Origin of the sequence: Bacillus sp. AFS015802, assembly GCF_002561455.1 — a bacterium.
GTDB lineage: Bacteria > Bacillota > Bacilli > Bacillales > Bacillaceae_B > Rossellomorea.
In genome coordinates this window covers 73,269-99,477 of the sequence record NZ_NTUP01000013.1, presented here as the reverse complement: position 1 = coordinate 99,477, position 26,209 = coordinate 73,269, and the positions used below count along the sequence as shown (strand labels likewise).

24 protein-coding genes, 1 riboswitch and 1 other annotated feature are annotated in these 26,209 nt (G+C 42.6%); of the genes, 20 read left to right on the top strand and 4 right to left on the bottom strand.

Annotated features, from left to right (window positions below):
- The first annotated feature begins 7 nt into the window (after positions 1-7).
- From CN378_RS09465 to CN378_RS09425, 10 genes are all read left to right on the top strand, one after another.
- Positions 8-604, top strand: a complete 597-nt coding sequence (locus CN378_RS09465) for an SCO family protein (protein ID WP_098351644.1) — start codon at positions 8-10, stop codon at positions 602-604.
- A gap of 22 nt (positions 605-626) precedes the next feature.
- Positions 627-818, top strand: coding sequence for a hypothetical protein (locus tag CN378_RS09460; protein ID WP_098351643.1), 192 nt, complete (start codon positions 627-629; stop codon positions 816-818).
- 205 nt (positions 819-1,023) lie between these two features.
- Positions 1,024-2,928 (top strand): selenocysteine-specific translation elongation factor, encoded by a 1,905-nt coding sequence (gene selB, locus CN378_RS09455; protein ID WP_098351820.1) that lies wholly within the window; start codon positions 1,024-1,026, stop codon positions 2,926-2,928.
- Positions 2,929-3,010: 82 nt separating this feature from the next.
- Positions 3,011-3,556 (top strand): VanZ family protein, encoded by a 546-nt coding sequence (locus CN378_RS09450; protein WP_098351642.1) that lies wholly within the window; start codon positions 3,011-3,013, stop codon positions 3,554-3,556.
- Between the two features lie 137 nt (positions 3,557-3,693).
- Positions 3,694-4,908, top strand: coding sequence for a cardiolipin synthase (gene cls, locus CN378_RS09445; protein WP_098351641.1), 1,215 nt, complete (start codon positions 3,694-3,696; stop codon positions 4,906-4,908).
- Positions 4,909-5,021: 113 nt separating this feature from the next.
- Complete coding sequence (locus tag CN378_RS22310; RefSeq protein ID WP_142323590.1) at positions 5,022-5,201, top strand: hypothetical protein; 180 nt, start codon at positions 5,022-5,024, stop codon at positions 5,199-5,201.
- 224 nt (positions 5,202-5,425) lie between these two features.
- On the top strand, positions 5,426-6,082 hold the full coding sequence (locus tag CN378_RS09440) for an HAD-IA family hydrolase (protein WP_098351640.1): 657 nt from the start codon (positions 5,426-5,428) through the stop codon (positions 6,080-6,082).
- Positions 6,083-6,104: 22 nt separating this feature from the next.
- On the top strand, positions 6,105-6,731 hold the full coding sequence (locus CN378_RS09435; RefSeq protein ID WP_098351639.1) for an NUDIX hydrolase: 627 nt from the start codon (positions 6,105-6,107) through the stop codon (positions 6,729-6,731).
- Positions 6,732-6,828: 97 nt separating this feature from the next.
- Positions 6,829-7,455 carry a metal-dependent hydrolase gene (locus tag CN378_RS09430; protein WP_098351638.1) on the top strand — a complete coding sequence of 209 codons (627 nt, stop codon included), beginning with the start codon at positions 6,829-6,831 and terminating at the stop codon, positions 7,453-7,455.
- A gap of 67 nt (positions 7,456-7,522) precedes the next feature.
- Positions 7,523-7,766: a binding site (T-box leader), on the top strand.
- A gap of 53 nt (positions 7,767-7,819) precedes the next feature.
- Complete coding sequence (locus CN378_RS09425) at positions 7,820-8,818, top strand: tryptophan--tRNA ligase (protein ID WP_098351637.1); 999 nt, start codon at positions 7,820-7,822, stop codon at positions 8,816-8,818.
- 81 nt (positions 8,819-8,899) lie between these two features.
- Here the strand turns inward: CN378_RS09425 and CN378_RS09420 are convergent, their stop codons facing one another.
- A complete protein-coding gene (locus CN378_RS09420; protein ID WP_098351636.1) occupies positions 8,900-10,033 on the bottom strand; it encodes a zinc-dependent alcohol dehydrogenase in 1,134 nt (377 codons plus the stop codon).
- Between the two features lie 308 nt (positions 10,034-10,341).
- Positions 10,342-10,452: riboswitch (SAM riboswitch) on the top strand.
- Positions 10,453-10,544: 92 nt separating this feature from the next.
- On the opposite strand from CN378_RS09420, the gene CN378_RS09415 reads away from it, so the two are divergent.
- The 7 genes from CN378_RS09415 to CN378_RS09385 all read left to right on the top strand — a co-directional run bounded on the left by CN378_RS09415 (position 10,545) and on the right by CN378_RS09385 (position 21,673).
- Positions 10,545-11,669 carry a methionine biosynthesis PLP-dependent protein gene (locus CN378_RS09415; RefSeq protein WP_098351635.1) on the top strand — a complete coding sequence of 375 codons (1,125 nt, stop codon included), beginning with the start codon at positions 10,545-10,547 and terminating at the stop codon, positions 11,667-11,669.
- Positions 11,662-12,846 (top strand): cystathionine beta-lyase, encoded by a 1,185-nt coding sequence (metC, locus tag CN378_RS09410; RefSeq protein WP_098351634.1) that lies wholly within the window; start codon positions 11,662-11,664, stop codon positions 12,844-12,846. Before CN378_RS09415 ends, metC begins: the two co-directional genes overlap by 8 nt.
- Positions 12,847-12,863: 17 nt before the next feature.
- Entirely contained in the window at positions 12,864-14,714 is a 1,851-nt protein-coding gene (locus tag CN378_RS09405; RefSeq protein WP_098351633.1) for a bifunctional homocysteine S-methyltransferase/methylenetetrahydrofolate reductase, read from the top strand.
- Complete coding sequence (metH, locus tag CN378_RS09400; protein ID WP_098351632.1) at positions 14,695-18,141, top strand: methionine synthase; 3,447 nt, start codon at positions 14,695-14,697, stop codon at positions 18,139-18,141. Before CN378_RS09405 ends, metH begins: the two co-directional genes overlap by 20 nt.
- A gap of 914 nt (positions 18,142-19,055) precedes the next feature.
- Positions 19,056-19,901: an STAS domain-containing protein gene (locus CN378_RS09395; RefSeq protein WP_098351631.1), complete on the top strand. Its 846-nt coding sequence runs from the start codon at positions 19,056-19,058 to the stop codon at positions 19,899-19,901.
- Between the two features lie 172 nt (positions 19,902-20,073).
- On the top strand, positions 20,074-21,066 hold the full coding sequence (locus CN378_RS09390; RefSeq protein WP_098351630.1) for a ring-cleaving dioxygenase: 993 nt from the start codon (positions 20,074-20,076) through the stop codon (positions 21,064-21,066).
- A gap of 1 nt (position 21,067) precedes the next feature.
- On the top strand, positions 21,068-21,673 hold the full coding sequence (locus tag CN378_RS09385) for an alpha/beta hydrolase (RefSeq protein WP_098351629.1): 606 nt from the start codon (positions 21,068-21,070) through the stop codon (positions 21,671-21,673).
- A 58-nt stretch (positions 21,674-21,731) separates the two neighbouring features.
- Here CN378_RS09385 and CN378_RS09380 read toward each other — a convergent pair whose 3' ends face one another.
- Both CN378_RS09380 and CN378_RS09375 read right to left on the bottom strand, forming a co-directional pair.
- Entirely contained in the window at positions 21,732-22,118 is a 387-nt protein-coding gene (locus CN378_RS09380; RefSeq protein WP_142323589.1) for a hypothetical protein, read from the bottom strand.
- 241 nt (positions 22,119-22,359) lie between these two features.
- On the bottom strand, positions 22,360-22,656 hold the full coding sequence (locus tag CN378_RS09375; RefSeq protein WP_098351627.1) for a hypothetical protein: 297 nt from the start codon (positions 22,654-22,656) through the stop codon (positions 22,360-22,362).
- A 181-nt stretch (positions 22,657-22,837) separates the two neighbouring features.
- On the opposite strand from CN378_RS09375, the gene CN378_RS09370 reads away from it, so the two are divergent.
- The 3 genes from CN378_RS09370 to CN378_RS09360 all read left to right on the top strand — a co-directional run bounded on the left by CN378_RS09370 (position 22,838) and on the right by CN378_RS09360 (position 25,330).
- Positions 22,838-23,383: a hypothetical protein gene (locus CN378_RS09370; RefSeq protein WP_098351626.1), complete on the top strand. Its 546-nt coding sequence runs from the start codon at positions 22,838-22,840 to the stop codon at positions 23,381-23,383.
- Between the two features lie 144 nt (positions 23,384-23,527).
- Positions 23,528-24,595 (top strand): bifunctional transcriptional activator/DNA repair enzyme AdaA, encoded by a 1,068-nt coding sequence (locus CN378_RS09365; RefSeq protein ID WP_098351625.1) that lies wholly within the window; start codon positions 23,528-23,530, stop codon positions 24,593-24,595.
- 129 nt (positions 24,596-24,724) lie between these two features.
- Positions 24,725-25,330, top strand: a complete 606-nt coding sequence (locus tag CN378_RS09360) for a YitT family protein (RefSeq protein ID WP_098351624.1) — start codon at positions 24,725-24,727, stop codon at positions 25,328-25,330.
- A gap of 42 nt (positions 25,331-25,372) precedes the next feature.
- Here CN378_RS09360 and CN378_RS09355 read toward each other — a convergent pair whose 3' ends face one another.
- Complete coding sequence (locus tag CN378_RS09355; RefSeq protein ID WP_098351623.1) at positions 25,373-26,149, bottom strand: MBL fold metallo-hydrolase; 777 nt, start codon at positions 26,147-26,149, stop codon at positions 25,373-25,375.
- Positions 26,150-26,209 lie beyond the last annotated feature (60 nt).

Sequence of the window (26,209 nt, the reverse complement as noted above, 5' to 3'; positions counted from 1 at the left end):
GATATAGATGTCAAAAACCAAAACGTTCATTGTGGTGATGGCGATCATCGGGATTCTCCTTGCAGGTTGCAGCAATAGTGACTTTCAAGCAGAAACAGATTATGAAGTGAAGGATTTTTCCTATACGAATCAGAATAATCAATCAGTCAGCTTAAAGGATTTAAAAGGACAGGTATGGATTGCGGATTTCATTTTCACCAGCTGCGAAACAGTTTGCCCCCCAATGACGTTCAACTTGACTAAGTTACAGAAGAGGCTTAAAGAAGAGGGTGTAAAGGATTACAAAATAGTTTCCTTCAGTGTAGATCCTGAAAAAGATACGCCAGACGCATTGAAAGAATACATATCGAACTTTGAAGCAGACACGAGTAAATGGGATCTTTTAACGGGCTACAAATTTGATGAAGTGAAGGATCTTGCCGAGCATTCATTCCGTTCGATCGTAGCGGACGACCCCAATTCAGATCAGATGATCCATGGGACGAGCTTCTACCTGGTGAACCAGGAAGGTACAGTGGTCAAAACCTACAGTGGCAATAGTGATGTTCCTTATGACGAAATTGTTCAAGATATGAAAACATTAATCAAAGAAGGATCTGAATAGTTTTTTCAGGGAGAATCACAGAATGTCAGGTGATTCTCTTTTTTTTATCATTTCCCATTCCGATATCGGGATTGTAACGCTTATAATAAATATAATGGGGTTGGAAGCCGGTAGGGATCCATACGCGGTTCAAAACGTCCTTTTGACGGGTGAATATCGCCATGGTGGAGCATTGATGAAGAAACATGATAAAGTGAAAGAATCTACAGCTTAAAGGACAGCAGGTGAATATATATTCGAAATTCTAAAGGAATACTGATTTTTGACGTATTAATCTCATTATTTATTTTTATCTGGGTGGTGAAATCCTTTTCTGAAGGGGAAGTATGGAAAGGGATTCTGTTTGGGATTTGCTTTGCCATCATGGCAGGAGTGCTGATTTTCAGATTCAAAAAGAAAACATAGAGAGTGGTGGGAGGATGAGGAAAAGATATTACACGATTGGGATGGCCGGACATATCGATCATGGAAAAACGACTCTCACAAAGGCACTTACGTCTGTAGATACGGATCGTCTTAAAGAGGAAAAGGAGCGCAGAATCTCAATAGAACCCGGCTTCGCCTCTTTATATCAGGATGAGGGTATGGAAATCTCTGTAGTGGATGTTCCCGGTCATGAGCGTTTCATCAGGCAGATGATTGCAGGTGTGGCAGGAATTGATCTGGTCATCCTTGTTGTCGCCGCTGATGAAGGTGTGATGCCTCAAACAAAGGAGCATCTTGATATTCTGTCCCTTTTAGGAATAAGACAAGGCATCGTAGTTCTGACGAAAACGGCTAAAGTTGAAGAAGATTTAAGGGAGATGGCCCGTGAAGAAGTAATCGAAGAATTGAAGGATACGGTTTTTGAAGGTTCTCCGATTCTGTTAGCGGATAGTGTAACGGGAGAAGGGGTGGTTGAACTTAAAGAAGCGATCATTTCTTCTTTGAAGAAGATGCCTTCAAGGGATACTTCCGGTGATTTTCGATTACCCATCGATCAGGTCTTTACGATAAAGGGGCAGGGAGCTGTGGTCAGAGGGACCATCTATGAAGGAAGTTTGGAAACGGGTCAGGAACTGAGTGTCCTGCCACAAGGGATACATACAAGAGCGAAACAAATACAAGTACATCATCACAAGGCCGAAAAGGGATACGCAGGTCAACGGGCTGCTGTCAATCTTTCCGGAGTGGACTATAAAGAGCTTAAACGGGGAAATGTACTTGTCAGCTCCACTCATTTTTTTATAACGAACACCATTGACGTCTCCCTCAAGGTGTTGAATGCATCCCAATATGATATCAGGCAAAGAATGACGGTCATGGTTCACTCAGGGACTTCTGAGGTCATGGGTAAGCTTGTATTCTTTGATCGAAATAAGGTGCATGCTGACACCGACACGATCCTATGTCAGATTCGTCTTGATGAACACATCGTGGTTAAAAGGGGTGACCGGTTTATTGTCAGAAGACCATCACCGGTTGAAACGATCGGTGGTGGATGGATCATCAAGCCGAACGGGGGCAAATACCCGTTTGGGGAAGAGACGATTGCTTTCCTTCAATCCGAAATGGACGGGACGCCAGGTGAACGGGTGCTAAAAGTACTTGATCGACATAAATCTGTAAGGAGGGACTTTTTAATGAAAGAAGTCTCCCTTCAAGAAGAAAGATTGGATGAATCACTACAGGAAAAGGACTGGATCCACCTTTCCGATTCAACCATTACCCACCGTAAGATCGTTAAAGAATGCCAGAATATGCTTGACCAAATCCTCACAAAATTTCATGATGATTTCCCGTTATTAAAGGGAGTCAATCGAGGGGAATTAAAACAACACTTGAGTGAATATCCTGGGGCTCTGGTAGATTATGCATTGGAGCAAGGGAGGTATGGGCAAGAAAATGGAGTTGTTCATTTAGACGGCTTCTTCCCCCGTCTCCCCCCTGAATGGGAGAAAAGGTGCAGTCAGCTACTCGTTTCACTGGAACGTGACGGAACACAGGTGCGTGACATGGAAGAGTATTTTAAACAGGTTGGGATTCCCGAGAAATGGCACTCGGACTTTTATCATTTTTTCGTGCAAGAGAAGAAAATAGTACCTTTGGATGAGCGGATTTCATACTCAATTAAGGTCTATAACGATGCATTATTTCGTTTGAAGCAGCATACAGATGAAACATTTCATGTAGGAGAAGCGAAAGAAGTATTGGGCTTATCCAGAAAATATATGATCCCGTTTTTAGAAAAGCTTGATAAGGAAGGCTTAACGGTTCGTATTGACGAAAAACGCAAGTGGATTGGCTTTATGGACAAAGGGTTGAAAAGGAAGTTTGAAATATAAAATGCTCTTGTTGATAAAAGCTATTAAAAGAGAAATGTTGCTGATTGGTCTGCAGCATAGAGGAAAGTAGGATTCGGAAATTATGAAAGAATTATGGAGCGCATTTGGCTGGGTTCTTCCAATTATGATCATTCTGACGGTTACCCTTATCTTTGCGATCTCCTTTTGGAAAAAAAGAAGAGGGAAGGGCAGATGGATGAATTTACTTCCTGTATTATTTACTTGTATCTCAATAGGGGGCATCTGTTTGATCACCTTGACTCCCCTGGAAAACGTGTCCGAGGGGTCCGTGAATTTCGATCCTTTTTCCAATCTTAAGTTGAATTTAATTTACAGAAATCATTTGGATGTGCCGATTCGGAATCTCCTGGCCAATATTGTGTTATTTATTCCTTTCACCTTTTTTCTCGCATGGTGGATGAGACACTCGAAACAACTCATTTTAATGGTCACGTTCTTAGGGGGGATGTTTTCCTTTGGAATTGAGCTCGCCCAATATTATCTGCCCTTGGGAAGAGCAACGGATATTGACGACTGGATAATGAATACACTGGGATCATTCGTTGGAGGCATACTATTTGTCATCGCCCATTATATATATAAGTTGCTGGTAATAAATAAGAAATAAAGGTGAAAGCGTCGACATAGCGTTGACGCTTTTTTTGACTTTGATTGACTGAACTGGATGATAAACTTTAACCGAGGATGCATAGTCCCCTCCCTTAGACAAAAGATACTAGTACATAGCGAGGGAGGGGAGTTCTCATGTTGAAAAAAGGAGTAAAGGGATTTGTGATGTTCGCTGGTTTTTCCATCCTATTCATCCTCATTATGAACTGGGATGTAAGACAGGGGATGAAAAACTATACAGAGACTCACCCGATCACGGAGACGCTTTCAAGGAACGCTTCAATCGATATCTTTAATACGGGAAAAAGCTTTTATGAAAACCTATTTGAAGATATCGAGCATGCTGAGAATCACGTATGGATCCACTTTTTTATCATTCGGGATGATGTAGTCTCCAATCGTTTTTTTGACTTATTGATTGAAAAGGCTCAAAAAGGGGTAGACGTCCGCTTGTCCGTCGACTTTATTGGATCTGATATCCATCGGGATACAATCAGGAAACTGAAAAAGGGCGGGGTGAAGGTCCTGAAAAGCAGGCCCATTTCCTTTAAAAACGCCTTCTATTCCCTTCACCACCGGAACCATCGCAGGCTTATCTCCATAGATGAGAAAATTGCCTATATCGGAGGCTTCAATATGGGTGATGAATATCTTGGGAAAGATCCGAAGCTGGGCTATTGGAGAGATTACCACCTACGGATGACAGGCGATGCAGGAAAAGAAGTATATAGGCAGTTCAAGACGGATTGGGATGAGGACGGTGGGGAAAGGATGAAGAGTGATCACGATCCATACACCTCCAATGACAGCTTGGGAGGCAATGTTCATTTTCTCTTTTCTACGGGAGACGGTCTGGTCGAAAGAACCACCGAATGGATCGATGAAGCAGAACAGAGTGTGACCATTACTACCCCCTACTTTATCCCAAACAATAAACTGATCACTGCATTAAAAAACGCTGTCAAAAGAGGGGTGAAGGTGAATATCCTTGTACCTGATCATACAGATGCCTGGTTTACCAAGCCCCCGAGCTACCGGATTGAAAAGGGCCTCTTGAAAGAGGGAGTGAATCTTTACCTGTATCAAAAAGGTTTCTTCCATGGCAAGGTCATGGTCATTGATCATGAATGGGCAGACGTCGGGACAGCGAATTGGGATCCGAGAAGCTTTTATTTAAATGATGAGGGCAACTGCATCATCCGGGACGAAGAAGTTGCCAGGCGTTTGGAGTCCCTCATCAAAGAAGATATAAAGGATAGTGAAAAGTTGACGGAGCAAGCTTTTAACGAGTTACCGTCCTGGGAAAAAGCTTTGCAAAAAACTCCCCCGTGGCTCTATTTTTATTTCTGACGATTACTTGAAATATCCAGATGGGTTTAATCATTTTTGTTGAATAAGAAATTATGGTAAAGTGTTCTCATATAGTATAGATGTATACACCTTACTAAAGAAAGGGATTGTCCATGAGCGAGCTCTTGTTTATAGCTTTGTTTGTTCTTTCGTTAATGGCATTTACGTTTTTTAACGTGTCAAAGAAGAAACATGTTTCGAAGTATCACCGGTCGGTGGCAGTCACGATTGTAATTTTCTCTGTGATCGGCATGATGTTGACGGTCCTCTTTTACCTTCCAAACGCGTCTTAGAAAAACGGAAAATACTTTGAAAGTAAAAAGACACAAGAGGAAGTTCTCAAGTGTCTTTTTTTTGGCTGAGAAGTCCGCTAAAGGGCAATGAATACCTTTGATGATTGCTTCAAAATGGTCCTGAATTTGATATGATAAGAGAGGCTTTAGTCGAGCCTATCCGAAAAGTTCAGAATGGATCATGAAAGATTCTGATTGTACGAATGGGAATGAAGGAGAATATAATGAAAGCTGCAATGATTTTTGACATGGATGGTACGTTATTTCAAACCAACCGCATACTGGAAGCTTCACTTCATGATACCTTCCAATTACTTAGAGATGAAGAGATGTGGGAGGGGGATACTCCCCTTAAAGAATGCAGGGAAATCATGGGGGTTCCCCTTTCTGTTGTATGGGAGACCCTTTTACCTCATCACGCCATACACGTACATGAAAAAGTGAATGAGATATTTCAAGATAAGCTGATTGAAAACATCTTAAGTGGGATGGGGGCTCTCTATCCCCATACAGAGGACCTGTTGGCCTATTTGGCCGCAAGAGGGTTTCCAATCTTTGTGGCAAGCAATGGTTATCCTCATTATTTGGATGCGATCGTGAAATATTACTCGTTGGATCAATGGATTTCTTCCTGGTACAGCATCCAGGAGATTGAATCAAAGGATAAGGGTGAGTTACTGCGCAAAGTGAAGGAGAATCATGGCCTCACTCACGGGGTGGTGATCGGTGATAGAAAATCGGACTTCAAAGGGGCTGAGGAGAATCAGTTTCTTTCAATCGGCTGTGCCTTTGATTTTTCACAGGAAAACGAATTGCTTGAAGCAGACATTGTGGTCCATGATCTGATGGAAATCAAAGATTATTTGGAAAAGGTTAAATGATATAAAGCAGAGGAGGGATTTCGTGGAGACCGAAAAACTGGCCGTCTTGGACGGTAATGGTATTAGGATTGGAGTGGCAAGCCGGTCAGAGGTTCATGCAAAAGGGTATTGGCATGAGACCTTTCACTGTTGGCTTGCCCATTATGATGACAGCAGAAAGGAAAGCTTTGTTTATTTTCAATTAAGAAGTGACAATAAAAAGGATTACCCGGGCCTTTTGGATATTACAGCTGCAGGCCATATACTGGCTGATGAGAAGATCGAAGACGGTGTGAGGGAAGTCCATGAAGAGCTGGGGATACCCGTACCGTTTAAGGAACTGCATCCTCTGGGAGTCGTAAAAGGGGAGCTCTTACAAGAAGGAATGGCGGACAGGGAGTTTACTAACGTATTTCTCTACACAAAGCCGGTATCATATGAACAATTTCACCTTCAGCGGGAAGAAGTCTCTGGTATCTTCCGTTCAACGGTGAAAGATTTTCAATCGCTCATTCTAGATGTCAAACAAGAAATCGATATAGAGGGATTTCTTATATCTAAGGAAGGGATAAAACAACGGTTGGGTCATAAGGTGGGTTACCATCATTTCGTCCCCCACGAAAGATCCTATCTTTTAGAAATCATCAATCGGATATCAGGGCGACTTTAAGAAACTAATGCATCTTTCCCATAGTCAATAAGGAGTATAAAGGCTATTATAGTAATCTAGTACATACATAATGAAATATGAGAGTAGGAGGTCACACTTGAACGGCACAGCACATATGGCAATCGGGGCAGCAACAGGATTTATTGTGGCCAACTCATTTGGATCTGGTCCGGATATAACCGCAGCACTTGTTGCAATAGGCGGGGTATCCGGGCTCATGCCTGATATGGATATTGATGGAAAGCTTAGTAACAGGGTCACTCTTTCCTCGAAAATGATCAGGTCAGTGGCACAAATCATTGGTTTTTTAATGATGGTATACAGCTATCTTGAAGGAATCGGTAAAGAACAGTGGCTTGGGATCGGTTATGGCGCCGGAATGATGATTCTCTCAAGTTTCATCACACAGAGAAGGATGCTGATGATCACCGGGATCGGCGTGACGGCATGCGGTTGGCAATTGAATGAAACGTGGCTATGGTTGTTGGGGATATATATTTTCATTGCCTCATTCGTTCCACATCGCAGTTATACCCACTCAGTCCTTGGAATCATCTTTTATGGTGTGATTGCCCATTATCTGGAGTCTTCCTTAATGATAGATGGAGTATTCGAAGCGTGTGTAATCGGGTATAGCAGTCACCTGATCGCGGATATGAAATTTCTTCCTTTTAATAAAAGAGGCATAAAGCTTTTTCTTCCTCTATCCTCGAAAGAAATATAATCATATGCGAACACCTATTGACCATTATTTTCCGATGCATTAAAATAATGGAAACAAGTAAATACTTGCAACGGCAATGATAAAGAAGAGTAGGCGAGCGAAACACTTCAGAGAGCTGATGGTTGGTGGAAATCAGTGTGGGAAGGTCGTTGAATGGGCTTTGGAGCTACCAGGCTGAAAACAGTAGGTTATGGCGGATGGTCTCACCGGTAAAAGAGACAATGTAGAGAAGTCTGAACTTCTGTACATGAAAAGCGCGTTTACGGAAGGTAAACGAATGAAGGTGGCACCACGGGTTTCTCGTCCTTTTACAAGGATGGGAAGCCCTTTTTGTGTTCTTTCATGATTTAAGGGAGGGATAATGATGAAAAAACAAGTTTTGACCGGTATCAAACCAACAGGGCGTATTCATTTAGGGAATTATATCGGTGCGATTAAACCGGCCTTGGGTTTGGCAGAGAATCAATCTTATAACACCGCTTATTTTGTTGCGGATTATCATGGCTTAACAAAGATCCATGATCCCGTTGAAATGAAAGAACTTTCTTATGGGGTGGCGGCAGCGTGGTTAGCTTTAGGCTTGAATCCAGATAGAGCGATTTTTTACCGTCAATCTGATGTTCCGGAAATCTTTGAATTAAGCTGGATCCTATCTTGTTTTGCACCAAAAGGGCTAATGAACCGGGCACATGCGTATAAATCAATAGTTGAAGAAAATCAAAATGGTGGCAGAGAAGTGGATTCTGGAGTCAACATGGGAGTATACACCTATCCGATATTGATGGCAGCGGATATTCTTTTATTTCAAACTGAATTAGTTCCGGTTGGAAAGGATCAAATTCAGCATGTTGAAATTGCAAGGGACATAGCGGAAAGTTTTAATAAACAATATGGTGAAACGTTTGTTCTTCCCGACTATGGCATACAGGAGGAGACGTCTGTCCTCCCGGGACTTGATGGACGAAAAATGAGTAAAAGCTATAACAATACAATCCCATTATTCGAAGAACCAAACAAGCTTCGAAAACTAATCAATAAAATTAAAACGGATTCCTCTCTTCCCGAGGAACCAAAGGATCCCGGCTCATCCGTCATTTTTTCGTTATATAAAGAATTCTCATCGTCAGAACAAACCGAAATAATGAGACAGAGGTTTCATTCCGGAATTGGCTGGGGAGAAGCAAAAGCAGAATTGTTTTCTGTGATGAACTCGTTTATGAAAGAACCGCGTGACAGGTATAACGAATTGTTAAGTGACACAGAGGCAATGGATCAGATTCTGCAAAATGGTGCCGAAAAGGCAAGAAAAAAAATCATCCCTTTTATGAAAGAAATCAAACAAAAGATCGGTTTGTATCATTGATCAACACTTGTTATAGAAAATGTATCTAAAGAAAATATAGAAAAAGCCGCATCTTGTCAGACTGTGGCTTTTTCTATATCTTTAAGGTTTGAGGATTACTTTAATATTTCCATCGGACTTCTTATCGAAAATGTCATACCCTTTGGCCGCTTCTTCAATCGAAAAGGTATGGGTGATGATGTCGGTAGGATCAAATTGCTTCTCTTCAATCATATCGTATAATTTTGGCATCAGATGAATCACGGGTGCTTGTCCCATTTTAATGGAAACATTCCTGCTGAAAAAGTCCCCTAAGGGAAATCGATTTGCTTCTGTAGCATATACACCCGTCAATTGAACAGTTCCGAACTTCCGAACCGCTTCTGAAGCTGTCTTGATCGGACTTATCGTCCCAAATTGATTATCAAAGTCAGAACCGAACGATTCATTTGGCTGAACGGTCCCATCCATTCCAACACAGTCTATCACAACATCAGCGCCCCCTTTTGTTTCTTCATGCAGGATAGACCCTATATCGCTATGATTTTGAAAATTAAATATTTCTGCTTGATTGGTACGTTTTGCATGAGCAAGTCTATGATCTACCTGGTCTACAGCAATGACTCTTTCCGCGCCCTTCAATTTAGCGAATTTCTGGGCCATCAACCCAATTGGACCGCTACCTAACACTATGACCGTATCCCCTTTTTTTACACCACTGTTTTCTACGCTCCAGTAAGCAGTGGGTATAACATCTGAAAGGAAGAGAACACTTTCATCCTCCAGTTGACTTGATTCAGGGACTTTAAATGATGTGAAGTCTGCATATGGTACCCGCAGATACTCCGCTTGACCACCTGGATATCCACCATTCATTTCGGTGAATCCGAAAAGACCGCCAACTTCTCCATGGGGATTGGATTCATCACATTGGCTTTCCATTTGGTTCTCACAGAAAAAACACTTCCCACAGCCAATATTAAAAGGGATAACAACGCGATCCCCCTTTTTAAGCGATTTCACTTCCGATCCGACCTCTTCGACGATACCCATCGGTTCATGTCCCACAACATAATCTTGTTCCGGTTCTATCCCCCCTTTGTATAAATGTAAGTCTGAACCGCAAATTCCGCTTGCAGTAATCCTTACTATAATATCAGTATTCACCTGAATTTCTGGATCCGCTACTTCTTTCACGACCATCTTTTCTTTTCCTTGGAACGTAACACCCTTCACTATCATCACTCCTGTAAATTTTGTAAGATTCTTCTATGTGTTTAAACTCTTTTGGAGTGTGTTAAACATTAGGGCGGCCCGATTTAGAAAAGCTCGATAAGCCGATGAGGAAGTCTTGTTATAAAAATCTTGTTTGGACAGTACTTCATCAATTTTTAAATTGGATTTAATTACCATTATTTATTCAAGCGTCCGCAACGTTGGGAAATTCACCAAATGAAAAAATTAATTTAAAATTCAAACTTTTCATTGACAGTCTTATCTGTTTGGTATAAGTTATGGGAAAGCACTTTACAAATTCATATTGTTTCTTATCAAGAGAGGTAGAGGGACTGGCCCGAAGACACCTCAGCAACCAGCCGCGAGTTTTAGGTATGGTGCTAATTCCAGCAAGTTGATGTCAACTTGGACGATAAGAGGGAGAACGAACGTACAAAACCTTCTTATTTTCAATAAGAAGGTTTTTTTGTTTTTACCCTTTTCGTTTTCAGGGAGAGAAAAGGAGAGAAGAATGTTGAACAAACATATCGATACGTTGCTTGTCCAGGCGGGAAATCGGAAAGACCCTGCAACGGGTGCTGTCAGCTTACCCATTCATTTATCGACGGCTTATGAACATAAGGGGATCGGCCAATCGACCGGTTATGATTACACGAGGACCGGAAATCCGACCCGCAGCACATTAGAGGAAACACTTAGTTTATTGGAAGAAGGGCACAGGGGATTTGCCTTCAGTTCGGGAATGGCAGCGATACAGTCGATCCTGGGCTTGTTCTCAACAGGCGACGAATTGATTGTATCCAAAGATCTATACGGAGGAAGCTACCGTTTATTCGTTCAGTATGAAGCACAATACAGTATCAAATTTCATTTTGTCGATACAAGTGATTCCGGCTCTATAGAAGAACAGATCTCGAACAGAACCAAAGCCATTTTTCTTGAGACGCCGACCAATCCATTGATGAATGAAGCGAGTATTTCTGGGGTTGCCGGCATTGCAAAACAAAATGGGTTGCTCTTGATTGTCGATAATACTTTCTTCACACCCGTTCTTCAAAAGCCACTAACAGAAGGAGCGGATATTGTTATTCACAGCGCCACGAAATACCTGGGTGGACATAACGACGTCCTGGCGGGTGTTGTGGTCGTGAAGACAGAGGAACTGGCGGAAAAGATCTACACCATTCAGAATTCAATCGGCGCGGTTCTGGCACCTTTTGATTGTTGGCTCTTATTGAGAGGGATGAAAACCCTTAGTCTCAGAATGGCCCAGCATGAAAGGAACGCAAGAAAACTGGCGGAGTATCTTGAAGGGCATGGATGTATAACGGACGTCTTATATCCGGGTAAAGGCGGCATGCTTTCCTTTCGGCTGGCAAAGGAAGAATGGGTAGGGCCATTCCTCCAGTATTTAAAAGTGATCACATTTGCTGAAAGCTTAGGGGGAGTTGAAAGCTTCATCACCTATCCTGCCACCCAGACCCATGCAGACATTCCTGAAGAAGAACGAAAAAGGATGGGGATCTGCAACAGACTCCTGCGGTTTTCTGTAGGAATTGAATATATTGATGACCTGATTGAAGACTTGGAGAATGTATTTCATCAATTGGAAAAAGAGGTGCTTACGTATGAGTAAAAAACCATTTTCACTTCAAACGTCACTCATTCATTCTCACGGTTTCGATAAAGAGACAGGAGCGGTTTCTACGCCGGTTCATCATGCGACAACCTTCCATCAACAGAACTTTGATCAGTATGGAACGTACGACTACAGCCGGTCGGGGAATCCAACGAGGGAAACAGTCGAAGAAACGATCGCTGAATTAGAAGGCGGGGTAAGGGGTTTTGCCTTTTCCTCGGGAATGGCGGCAATCTCAACAAGCTTTTTATTATTGTCAAGTGGAGATCATGTCCTTGTATCAGAAGAGGTGTACGGAGGGACCTACAGGATGATCACGGAGGTTCTCACTAAGTTCGGCATTGATTATTCTTTTGTGAACATGAAGGATTTACATGAAGTGGCTTGTTCAATCAAGCACAATACGAAAGTGATCTATATGGAGACACCATCAAATCCACTTCTGAACATCACGGATATTGAGGGGGTCGTGAAGCTCGCCAAGGCAAATGGGTGTTTGACGTTCCTTGATAATACATTCATGACCCCACTGCTTCAAAGACCGATCAGACTCGGTGTGGACGTTGTCCTCCACAGTGCAACGAAATTCCTTGCCGGACACAGTGATGTGTTAGCGGGGCTTGCCGTCACTGGAAATGAAGAGATTGCTGGAAAACTTGCTTTCCTGCAGAATTCGTTTGGTGCTGTCCTTGGGGTCCAGGATTGCTGGCTGCTCTTAAGAGGATTGAAAACACTGCACGTAAGGTTGAAGGAGTCTTCTGAATCGGCTTATAAGATTGCAAGCTTCTTAGAAAAGAGAAAGGAAGTTGAAGAAGTGTATTACCCGGGTTTGAGCTATCACCCCGGTCGTGAAATCCAGGTTCGCCAGGCAGAGGGCCCCGGCGCGGTTCTTTCCTTCCGGTTAAAAGGGGAACAGGAAGTGAAGCAGCTCATACAACATGTCAACATCCCTGTATTCGCCGTCAGTTTAGGAGCAGTTGAATCCATCCTCTCGTATCCTTCAAGGATGTCACATGCTTCCATGCCGAAAGAGGAACGGGAACGAAGGGGGATCACGGATGGTTTATTGAGATTATCAGTAGGCCTTGAAAACGTGGATGAATTGATTAAGGATCTTCAACATGGTTTGGATAGTATCCAAAAGATCAAAAGAAACAACGTAATCAACTTATAAATAAAGGAGGGGATGTCATGAAACCGTTACTGGAAGCACTGAGAGAGAGAATTTTGATCGCTGATGGAGCGATTGGGACACTGTTGTATTCATATGGAGTGGATAGATGTTTTGAAGAATTGAATCTTTCCCACCCAAATGAAGTATTGAAAGTCCACAAAGAGTATATAGATGCTGGAGCAGATATCATTCAGACCAATACGTATGGGGCCAATTACCAAAAGCTTTCCAGATACGGATTGGAGGATTCGGTAAAGGAAATAAATACGGCTGCCGTGCGTCTGGCAAGAAAAGCAGCGGGTGACAACACCTATATTCTGGGCACCATCGGGGGAATCAGGGCGATTAAACAAAATGTGTCGTTGGAAGAAATCAAGAGAAGCTTCAGGGAACAGCTATACTGTTTATTATTAGAGGGTGTAGACGGCATTTTACTTGAAACCTATTACGATTTCGAGGAATTGACCACTGTGTTAAACATTGCGAAGCGTGAAGCGGACATTCCTGTCATTGCTCAAGTTTCCCTTCATGAAACCGGAGTTCTTCAAAATGGGATGGAAATAAAAGATGCCCTCGGGCAATTAGAATTATTGGGGGCCGATGTTGTCGGCATCAATTGCCGCATGGGTCCATTCCATATGGTGAACTCATTGGAAGAAGTTCCGTTGCCTAAAAGGGCGTTTCTGTCCGTTTATCCGAACGCAAGCCTCCCGAACTATGAAGAAGGCCGATTCTATTATTCTGCTGAACCTGACTACTTTGGGGATATCAGCAATGAATTGCGACAGCAAGGTGCGAGGATCATTGGGGGCTGTTGCGGTACGACACCCGATCACATTCGTTCAGTGGCAAGCAGGTTAAAAAGCCGGGAGCCCGTGAAGGAAAAAGTCGTAAAAAAGAAAAAGGTTGTTCAGTTATCAGCATCTTCTGTCAAGGGTAACCTGCTGCATGAGCAGGTAAGGGAAAAGAAAACGATCATTGTTGAACTAGATCCACCTAAGCATCTAGACACGAAGCTATTCTTCCAAGGAGCTGAGGCTTTGAAGGGGGCCGGGATTGACGCACTTACGCTTGCTGACAATCCGCTGGCATCGCCCCGTATCAGTAATGATGCCATTGGAAGCCTGGTCAGGTCCAGATATGACCTGACCCCCCTCGTTCACATTACGTGCCGGGATCGAAACCTGATTGGACTTCAGTCCCATTTAATGGGCTTACACACATTAGGTATACACAATATATTAGCGATTACGGGTGATCCGGCCAAGATTGGAGATTTCCCCGGGGCAGCCTCCGTTTATGATTTATCTTCCCTTGAACTCATCGAACTCATTAAACAGAACAATGAGGGGATATCCTTTTCCGGTAAATCACTCCGGGAACGCACTCAATTTTCAGTAGGCGCAGCTTTTAACCCGAATTTCCGTCATTTGGATGCTTCTGTAAAAAGGCTTGAAAAGAAAAAGAAAGCAGGGGCTGACTATTTCATTTCTCAGCCGATCTTCGGCAAAGAACAGCTGGTCCAGGTACATGAAGCTACGCAGCATTTAGATGTTCCGATTTTTATCGGAATCATGCCATTGATCAGTTCGAGAAATGCAGAGTTTCTCCATCATGAAGTACCGGGGATCAATGTTCCGGAAGAAACAAGACTAAGAATGAGGGAAGCGGGAAGTGATCCCGTCATTGCAAGAGCCGTCGGAATGGAAATAGCGAAAGACTTACTTGATACGGCAATAGATCTTTTCAATGGTATTTATCTAATCACTCCTTTTGTCAGGTACGATATGAGCATTGAGCTCATTCATCATATACAAGAGAAAACCATCACAGAAAGAGAGGTTCCCTATGGCCATCACTTTGTTTGAAGAACAGCTTAGGAAAAAAATACTCGTACTCGATGGAGCAATGGGAACGATGCTTCAACAAGCGAATTTATCCCCTGAAGATTTTGGCGGGGAAGAGCTTGAAGGATGTAATGAAAATTTGGTTTTGACAGCGCCGGAGGTCATTTATCAGATTCACCTGGAATATATGAAAGCAGGTGCCGATGTAATTGAAACGAATACGTTTGGAGCCACTCCGATTGTGTTGGACGAATATGGGTTGGGTCATAAAGCATACGAAATCAATAAAGTGGCAGCTGAAATCGCCAGAAAAGCAGTAGAAGATATCTCAACCGGCTGCTGGCCCAGATTTGTGGCAGGCTCTCTTGGTCCCACCACCAAGACCCTATCCGTTACAGGAGGGGTGAGCTTCGATGAGTTGGCAGACAACTACCGGGTTCAAGCAGAAGGTCTTCTCGATGGAGGAGTGGACGTACTGTTACTTGAAACGAGTCAGGATGCGTTAAATGTTAAAGCGGCAAACCTCGGAATCCGGTCGGCTTTTGAGTCCAGGGGGAAAGAAATCCCGATTTTATTATCCGGAACCATTGAGCCGATGGGCACTACACTTGCCGGGCAAACGATTGAAGCGTTTTATTTATCCCTTGAACATTTAAATCCTTTGGTCGTCGGTCTCAACTGCGCAACAGGCCCTGAATTCATGCGTGACCATATCCGTTCCTTATCGAGTCTGGCCACTTCCTATGTCAGCTGTTATCCTAATGCAGGACTTCCGGATGAAGAGGGGAATTACAATGAGACCGCTGATTCACTCAGTGTAAAAATGAAAGGTTTTGCAGAGAAAGGATGGCTGAATCTTGTTGGAGGGTGCTGTGGAACGACACCGGAGCACATCCGGGCCCTATCTGAAGTGGTGAAGGGATTACCTCCCCGTAAACCCAATGAGTCACACCCTCATGCAGTGTCGGGAATTGAGGCGTTCGTCTACGAAGACGAAGACAGAAGACCCATTTTGGTCGGTGAACGGACGAATGTCATAGGTTCACGTAAATTTAAACGTTTGATTGCAGAGAATAAGATAGAAGAAGCATCAGAGATAGCGAGAGCACAAGTGAAAAATGGAGCTCAGGTAATTGATATTTGCCTTGCTGATCCCGATCGTGAAGAAGTAGATGATATGAATGCGTTTATCCAGGAAGTGGTAAAAAAAGTGAAGGTTCCTCTGGTCATTGATTCTACGGATGAAAAGGTACTTGAGACCGCTTTGAAATATTCCCAAGGAAAAGTCATCATAAATTCTATTAACCTTGAAGATGGGGAAGAGCGGTTTGAGAAGATTACAAAACTGATAAAGGAATTTGGAGCGGCGGTTGTGGTGGGGACGATCGATGAAAAAGGAATGGGAGTGTCAGTCGCCCGTAAAGTAGAGATTGCCCTTCGTTCACATAAACTGTTAACAGAAAAATACGGGATCGCCTCAGAAGACATCATTTTTGACCCTCTCGTTTTCCCTGTCGGAACAGGAGATCAGCAATACATCGGATCAGCCAATGCCACAGTTGAAGGAATCAGGCAGATTAAAGAAGCCTTACCGGAATGTCCTCATATACTGGGGGTCAGCAACGTTTCCTTCGGACTGCCTCCTGTTGGCAGAGAAGTGCTCAATGCTGTGTATCTTTATCACTGTACGAAAGCCGGCCTTGATTATGCCATAGTCAATACGGAAAAGTTAGAGCGTTTTGCCTCTATACCTGAGGAAGAAATCCGAATGGCCGAAAAACTCTTATTTGAGACGACAGATGAGACCCTTGCCGAATTTACAGCATTCTACAGAGGCAAAAAGAAAGAAGTAAAGGTTCCCGTCAACACCATGACCCTTGAAGAAAGACTGGCTCATTATGTAGTTGAAGGGACAAAAGAAGGTCTGATTGATGACTTGAACCTTGCTCTTCAAAAATATGATGCGCCCCTAGATATCATTAACGGTCCCCTGATGGCCGGAATGAGTGAAGTGGGGAGATTATTTAATGATAACCAGCTGATTGTAGCGGAAGTATTACAGAGTGCAGAAGTGATGAAAGCATCCGTTGCTCATTTGGAACCGCATATGGAACAAACCGAAAGTTCATCTACTAAGGGGAAGGTGATCTTAGCTACGGTCAAGGGGGATGTCCATGATATCGGTAAGAATCTCGTTGATATTATCCTCAGTAATAACGGGTTTAATGTGATCGATTTAGGTATTAAAGTAACACCGCAGGAACTGATTGAAGTCATCCGGAAAGAGAAGCCCGATATCGTAGGTTTGTCCGGGCTCCTTGTGAAATCTGCCCAGCAAATGGTCATCACGGCTCAAGATTTAAAGCAGTCAGATATTTCAGTCCCTCTCGTAGTGGGGGGAGCGGCTCTCACACGGAAATTCACAACAAACAAAATCGGACGGGAATATGATGGATTGGTTCTTTATGCGAAGGATGCCATGGATGGACTTGGCATCATGAATGGAATCCAACATGAAGAAACCAGGCTGAAGCTCGAAGCAGAGAGTCGCGAAAAATTAAGTAAAGCCGTTTTGAATGAAGACTCACCGAATCAAATTACATCTTCAGTTGCAGTGAAAGTGCGCTCAACTGTTGCAAAGGATGTAAAAGTTTATGTTCCATCTGACTTCATTCCACACACCATCAGAGAGTTTTCCCTTGATCAAATACATCCATATATTAATCAGCAAATGCTTCTTGGTCATCATTTGGGGATAAAAGGTAAAATATCAAGATTACTGGAAGAAGGGGACGAACGGACTGTCGGTCTAAAAGCCGTCACGGATGAGTTATTCCAAAAAGCAAAAAGGGAAGGGATGATTCAGGCCTCCGCCAGATATCAATTCTTTCCTGCTCAATCAGACGGAGATGATGTGATTATTTATCAACCGGATGATTTTTCCACAGAAATAGAACGATTTCATTTTCCAAGACAAAGGGGAAATCAGCATTTGTGTTTAGCCGATTATTTGCGGCCGGTAGACAGCGGAGAAATGGATTATGTCGGTTTCTTTGCCGTAACGGCCGGTGTGAGAATCAGGCAGTGGGCGAAAGAGTTGAAGGAAGAAGGACGGTTCCTGGAAAGTCACGCCCTGCAGGCAATAGCATTAGAAACAGCGGAGGGGCTGGCCGAAAGGGTGCATGAGATGATGAGGAGCAGATGGGGCTTTCCTGATCCAGTTGACTTGACCATGCAGGACCGATTCCGGACCCATTATCAAGGCCAACGGTTTTCGTTCGGTTACCCCGCCTGTCCAGAACTCGAAGATCAGAAAAAGCTGTTTAAGCTTATACAACCGGAAACAATCGGAATCCAGTTGACGGACGGATGTATGATGGAACCGGAAGCTTCGGTAACGGCAATGGTCTTCGCTCATCCGGAAGCAAGATACTTCAACGTATTATAAATATTATACGAAAAAGGCAACTTCCCAGTGTGAAGTTGCCTTTTTGCTCTTTAGCTGGATACGTTCTAAAGTCTGTTCTTATGTTTCTATTGACAGGGTAACAGAGGTTCATCTATATCAGAATAAAAATGGATAGGTACGTAAAGAAAAGGACTTTCATTTGGGGATGAAGGGTAATCGGCTTGTAGAGTAATAAAGGGGAAAATACAGAGTTAAAAAGAGTGATCTTCTGCTTTAACACTTTGATTACTAAACTTCGTTTCGAGTATTTCCAATATTCGTTCTTCTGAGAATCCCGAGACCATCGATAGATTGAGCAAACTGGGTTTTATTCCGATTGACTCGCAAAAATGATAGGCACTTTGGATAGCAAGTGTTTCAATACACCTTCTTGTCAGATTGTTTTTCACTCTCTCATCAGCTCCCAACTATTTTGACAAATGACCAAGTAGCAGGATTACGACATCATATTAAGATTTATGGTTGGTATCCAGTTGAGATATTCTTTCATCGAAATAGTATATCGAGACTCACTTTATCCAGTATCTTAGTTTATACCCCCATTATACACTTTATATTGTGAATTGTAGACCTTATTTACAAAATGATGTAATTATTTTGAAAAATCTTATTATTAATTCGTAAAAATGATCAAATCACAAAGTAGATCTGTCTGGAAAAAAGAATCCACTCAAAAATAATTCCGAACAGAAAAATACTCCGAATGGCATTATGACCTGAATGTGTTATATAATAGGGGGTGGTAGAGGAAAATGTCGAAAAATTCTTGAGACATACTGGCTGTTGATCTGATTAAATGCTACTTGGAAGAGTGTGATTTCCCGACTTCACATGACGTCTTATAGGGAAGAGGAAATTGATCATTTTGATGGATATCATAGGAGGAATCATACATGCATAGAAGCAAAGAATTACATACATTTTTATTAAGCAAGGCTCGTCAATTGACAGATGAATGGTATAACTCATTGGATAAAAGTACGACAACCGGTGTTTATTCTTCAGCTGACCCAAAGGTGATAGAAACATTAAAAAATCAAAACTTTGAGTTTCATGGAATTCTTTGCAATGTGTTTGCAGAGGATCGAGAGACCTTTTATAAGAAAATCGATGAATGGGTCCTGTCCATTGCCAAAGATAAAGAACATTTAGAAACCCCCACTCACTATATACTTAAGGAATTTATGAGGGTCAGAAATCAATACCTGGATTTTTTGAAAGAATATGCCGAAGAACACATGGATGAAGACATCTTTGAGCCCTTTAACATGTGGAACAAAGTGATTCAAGATTCATTCGATCGAGTGATGCTGCGTTTTGTCGAATTGCAGTCGGAAGTGGTGGATCAGCAGATACAGAATCAGCAGGAAATCATTAATGAATTAAGCTCACCGATCATATCATTGAATCCTCAAACGGCCCTGCTGCCTCTTGTTGGTAACATTGACCCATCAAGAGCGGAACTGATTTTACAGAATGCATTAGAAGAGTGTGTCGAAATGGAAGTTTCCCAATTATTTATCGATTTATCAGGCGTCGTTTTAATCGATACGATGGTAGCGCATCAAATCTTTCAGCTAATCGATGCGCTTCAGCTAATCGGTGTGAAACCGATTCTTTCAGGGCTGAGACCGGAAATTGCCCAAACCGCGGTTCAACTTGGTTTGAATTTTGAGAACCTTACCATTACATCAACTTTGTCACAGGCACTGACGATCAAAAACAATGAAGTCGTTTAACCGAAAAGATTGAGAAGCATCCGTACCTTTTGTATGGATGCTTTTTATTTTTACTTCAGCCATTTTTAATATTTAAAAATAAAGCTTTGAAATTAAATATCTTGAATTAAAGATAATTATTGTGTATGATAAAGGTATAAGGAAATACTACTTCTTGAGGAGTGAATATAAAATGAACTTGAAACCATTAAAAGGGCAGCATCACGTTTCAGCCATAACAGCAAATGCGAGGAAAAACTATGAATTTTATACCAAAACACTGGGACTTCGACTGGTGAAAAAGTCAATCAACCAGGACGATACTTCTGTTTACCATCTTTTTTATGCAGATGAAAGAGGTAATCCTGGAACGGACCTTACATTCTTTGAGATTCCCCATGCAGGGAACACCTATAAAGGCACGAACAGTATTTCATTAACTTCCTTAAGAGTGAACACAGATGAATCACTGACTTATTGGAAGCGCCGATTTGAAGAGTTGGATGTGGATCATGATGACATTTCCCATCGCACTGGACGCGCAACATTGAGCTTCCGTGATTTTGAAGGACAGCGACTTATGCTGGTATCAGATGAATCGAATGAAGGAGTGGCTGGTGGAATACCATGGGATAAGAGTCCGGTTCCTGTAGAACATGGGGTGGTTGGGTTAGGTCCTATCACCCTAACCGTTGCACGTGGGGAGAACACAGCCATTGTTTTGACTGATGTTTTAGGATTTAAAGAAACAGGGAGTTTTCCTTCTGACACAGAGGGACAAAAAGACATCCGGGTATTTGAAACAGGGGAAGGCGGAACCGGGGGAGAAGTGTATCTTGAAGAGAGAAGTGACATCCCTCAAGAAAGACCGGGAAGAGGAAGTGTCCACCATGTTGCATTCCGTGTTGAAGACGAAAACGAATTGAAGAAATGGGTCGAATGGATAACGGAAAACCGTTTACCGAATTCAGGTTTTGTTGAGCGTTACTATTTCCGTTCCGTTTATTTCCGTGAACCTAATGGGATCCTATTTGAACTTGCGACAGATGGTCCCGGGTTTGAAACGGATGAGGAATTTGATACATTAGGAGAAAATTTATCCCTTCCACCATATTTTGAAGCCCAAAGAGAGTCCATTGAAGCGAAGTTAAAACCATTGGATACGAAAGAAAAAGGGGGACAATAAGGTGAAGCATCTATTCAAACAAGGAAACAAAAAATGGCCGACACTCTTATTGCTTCATGGGACAGGGGGGGATGAACGCGATTTAATGCCCCTCGCTGAAATGATTGCACCGGAAGCTTCCGTATTAAGTGTGAAAGGGAACGTGGAAGAGAATGGAATGGCCCGTTTTTTTGCACGCTTACGTGAAGGTGTTTTCGATGAAGAAGATTTATTATTCCGTACGAATGAGTTGAATCAATTTATTGAGGAAAGCGCGAAGGAATACGGGTTTGATCGTCACAACGTCGTAGCCCTGGGCTATTCCAATGGAGCAAACATAGCGGCAAGCTTGATGTACCACATGAAGGGAGCATTAAAAGGCGGAATCTTATTTCACGCCATGGTTCCGAGACGCGGGGTGCAATTACCGGATTTATCCACCGTTCCTGTCTTTATTGGAGCGGGTAAGAGAGATCCACTGATTCCCTTGGGTGAGACAAAGGAACTGGTGGAAAACTTAAAAGAGGCCGGTTCTCACGTTACTGAGTTTTGGACAGAAGGCGGACATGAGCTTCGACGTGAAGAAGTGGATGAAGCGAAGCATTGGTTTGAGAATAACTTTATATGATAGGAAAAACTCCGGATCAAACGTTTTCCGGAGTTTTTCTGCAGGGTATATATAGCTATCAATCATGCCAAATGTCAAGGTATTGATATGAGTTGAGGATCCTCAGCATCTCCAGGGTCAAAATCCCCCGCCACTCCTTCTCGGCAACCGGCCATGTTTCATCATAGCGGCCAAACCATGACCAATTGGGCTCCCAATACCCATCAGGGTGCTGGAATTCAATCTCCTTCTCCAATTGCATATGAATTACATCTCCCATTGACTCATAAAATGGTGAAGAAGGACTACCGGCTACCTGCAGCGGCTTTAAGACATAAGCATTCCATTTTGTTGGATCGGTGCACACCGTATTTTGTACATGTGAAGCAAGGATATTGAACAGATTGGATTTCGTATCTCCATCTACTTCATTCAGCATCCGCTGGTAACAAAGGAAATCGTGCATTCCAATCGGTGTTTCTAATTTAGAAAGCTCATGGACCGCCAGTTCTGTCCACTCATGAAGCCGGGGATGCCCAGGTTGAAAACGGTGAAAGTATCCGACGATTTCTGCATTTGGATTTGCCCAGGTCGTTTGGACGCTGCAATGTCCCTTTTCTCGGTCGAAATGCCATCAGGGAGCATGGGGCACAGAATTAACTCCCTCTGGCACTGCATTCCAACCGTTGATTTCCTCGTTGTATGCGTTATCCAAATAATCCATTGCCTGTTGGACGATGTGATGATTGGCAGGGAGATTTAACACTTTTGCATGCTGTAATCCGATCGTCGTAGCGAGAGGGGGAGGAAATCGCCAGGCGGAAGTCGGGCTCGATGGAGTGACCGAATCCCCCGTCTGTGTTCTGATAAGTTGATAACTCCTCAATGGCTTCATCTTTACTTCCCTCTTCAAAGTAATAGTTGAATAACTTTTGCTCAAGAGCCCTTGCATTCTGTTGGATATAGGCTTTTCCCTTGTTCCATTGCTCGGTTGACAGTTTCATGTGAAAAACTCCTATTCTATTCATTTATCGTTATAGTGATACATTTTCCACCGGAAAGGGAAATCCCTGCTTTTTCTCAGAAAAACAGAAGAGGTTCTTCCCACGCTGGCTTACAAAAATATGAAACTTTTGTGTGTGGGCTTCGTATGTATAGGTAGTAAGGTGAAAGAGGGGGGATTATATGTATTTAGTGTTAGGGTGTTTGTTACTCGGCATTGTAGGGGTTTTTCTTATAGCTGGAAGAGTTGCTCCTCAATCTGAATTATTGAATTCTTTTAAAAAGACAAATTCATTCAGAAATATTTTGATCACGTTGACCGTGATTTCAGGAATCTTATTTATTTTGAATTATGTCGTTGTGAAGAATGAGGAGTGGCGTGAAAGTGCGATTATTCAAGTCGAAAATGATGAAGGTGAGATCGAATTGTTCCAGGGGGAGAAGAATGAAGCAGCCATAGCATTCAATAAGACGTTTAAGGCTAAAAAAGAATATCAGACATCATTATTGGTATGGGGACATCATGAGAATCTGATCATTTTTCTTGAAAAAAAAGGGGAAGAGGACTCAGTGGAGCAAATCGAAGTGAAGAATGGGTTATCAAGATTCACTCAAGGAGCTTATTCGGTACCGATAATCTTGTCGTTTAAGGAAGCCGGTTTGTGGAAGATCACGGTTGAGGATAATCGTGAACGGGTTGGGGATATTGTGATAGAGGTAGATAAGTAAAAAATTACTGATGTAGAACATTTTAATATTATAAATGAATCTTAACGGTCCCATTGCATAAAAAATCGATGCCTGATTTTCGGCGGCATCGTTTTTTTATTGTCGTTATAATAGAATTATGAACAAAAGGTGGAGGGGTTAAGGATGATTTCTTTTGAATTGCAACTGGAATATTATCAAGCATTGGTGGAAAAGAGAACAGACTATGAAGGTGTTTTTTACGTAGGAGTGAAAACAACGGGTGTGTTTTGCCGTCCGGCTTGTCCAGCCAGAAAACCAAAATTCGAAAACTGTGAATTTTTCGAAACAGCAGAACAAGCATTGCTGGGGTCCTTTCGTCCATGTAAGAGATGTAAGCCTTTATCTCATCCGAATAGTGTATCAGAAGTGGTGAAAATGTTGGTGGAGGAGGTAGAGGGCAATCCGGAAAAGCGTTGGAAGGATAAGGACTTTCAAGAGTTATCCATCGATGCATCCACTGCACGGCGCCAATTTAAGAAAAGGTTCGGCATGACATTTGTTGAATATGCGAGAGCCCGCAGAATGGGGCTGGCCATGAAGGAAATCAGATCTGGAGCGCTGGTCATTGATGCCCAACATGCAACAGGTTATGAATCTGGCAGCGGGTTTAGAGATGCTTTTTCAAGGATAATGGGAACGTCTCCAACTTTCTCCCAGCACAGTCATGTGTTTAAAGTAGCGTGGATCGATACAAAACTCGGGCCAATGATCGGGATTTCTGATGAAAAAGCTCTTTATTTATTAGAGTTTGTTGACCGAAGGGGACTAGAGCGGGAAGTGGAAAGGTTGAGGGAGAAAACAAAAGCGGCCATCATCCCTGGGACCTCAGAGCCTCTTCGTTCGATTGAAAAGGAACTGAACGCTTATTTCAATGGAGACTTGTCAGCTTTTCAGACTCCTCTCCATATGCTTGGCTCCCCGTTTCAAAACAATGTTTGGAATGAACTAAAGAGAATTCCATTTGGAGAAACAAGGTCTTATACGGAGGTTGCAGAAAACCTTGATCATCCGTCGGCCGTTCGTGCAGTGGCCAAAGCCAATGGTTGTAACCAGCTGGCCATCGTCATACCTTGTCACAGAGTGATCAGAGCAAGTGGTGATCTGGCGGGATATGCAGGAGGTCTTTCCAGAAAAAAATGGCTGATTGAGCATGAGAAGAAGGTGGCGAATAAGAATGGGCAGGTTTTATGATTCACGGGAGATAGGTTCATAGTCTGTTAGGAGATTCAAGGTGTTCATAATTAATAGTTGTTGCAGATTCTATTAAGAGCTACTAGACTATGAAAGAGAGTCCTTTATAGAATATGGAGCAATGTACATATGGATATTTTGAAAAAAGCTGCATTATTAGGGATAGCATCAAGTGTACAAGGTTTGGCCATGGCTGTGTTTCTGTTTCCCCACTTCATTCCTTCCGGTGGTGCAGCAAGTGTGAGTGTACTGCTTAACTACCTGCTGCATATCCCATTTGCCGTTAGCTTATGGGGGTTGAATGCCTGTTTTTTGGGTGCAGCTGCGAAATGGCTTGGTAAGGACAATGCCTGCTGGACCATGTATTGCGTAACAGTCACATCAGTGGTGGTAGACGTTTTAGACCCTTTTTTCACTGGTGCTGTTTCATTTGTGTTCGTGGATCTTCTAATTGGGAGCATCCTTTTTGGTATCGGTGTCGGTATCCTTTTCAGGATGGGGGCATCCTCAGGGGGAATGGACATTTTAGCCCTTATCATTTCTAAGCTGAGAGGGTACTCACCAGGGAAAACATTATTCATTATTAATGGTAGTGTGTTACTTTTTACAGGAATCGTCGTAGATTTCAATATCATTCTATTTGCCATAGCTTGTCAGTTTATTGGAACCAGGATAGTGGATATCATTATCAAGCTCGATATCAAGCGAAGCCTTCCCCGCCTGGAAAACTATTAAAGAAAAGGTCCGTCCCTCACACTTGAGGGACGGACCTTTTCTTTAGGATATATCTTTGATGATTGATTTTACGGTGTGGCTGGGGGAGTTTTCAAAGAGTGAGATATATTGAAATAGTCTGTTTTTGGGCAATAATTGTTTTCGGATCTCCTTTGGTGATTTTCCTTCCAAATGAGCTTTGGTCACTGAGTCTTGAAGGTGAAGAAGATAATCCCTTTTCCTCTCCAATAGCTTTCTTCCTTGTTTCAGGTATCCCTGATGAGAACAATATACCTCCTCGAAAGAGTATGACAATGTTTTGCTTATGGAACGGATCAATTCAGGAACTGATTCGAACGAAAAATTAGAAGTGGGGGAATGAAATAAGTATAGATCACCGGAAAGGCAAATGCCCTTTTCTTCATCAATAAGAACAATGTGGTCCTCGGCATGTCCCGGTGTATGGACGACTTCAAACGTATGGTGTTGTGTCTCAAAAACCTTCTGCTGAAGGGGCATGGGATGAAAGGATAAACGATTATGCCAGCACAACGCCCGGTAGAAAGGCAGTTTGGTTCTTTGAGTGCATTTTTTCACTCCAAGGGGATGAATCCATTGAGGAATGGAATAAAATCTTTCTATCCAGGCACTATTCCCGGTATGGTCCTCATGATGATGAGTGTGAATGACTCGTTTGATCGGAAGCTCTTTAAAAATGGAACGGACTTCATTTTTCATACTATAGGGTCCCGTATCGACCAAAACATCATCGACCTGAAACATATATACGGGCATTCTTTGACCCAATGTCTGGACATTTAACTTGAATGATTGTATCACTGTCGTTACTCCTTACAAATTAGTGTTATAGTACAATATTCGTCTGAAAGAATGAAATCC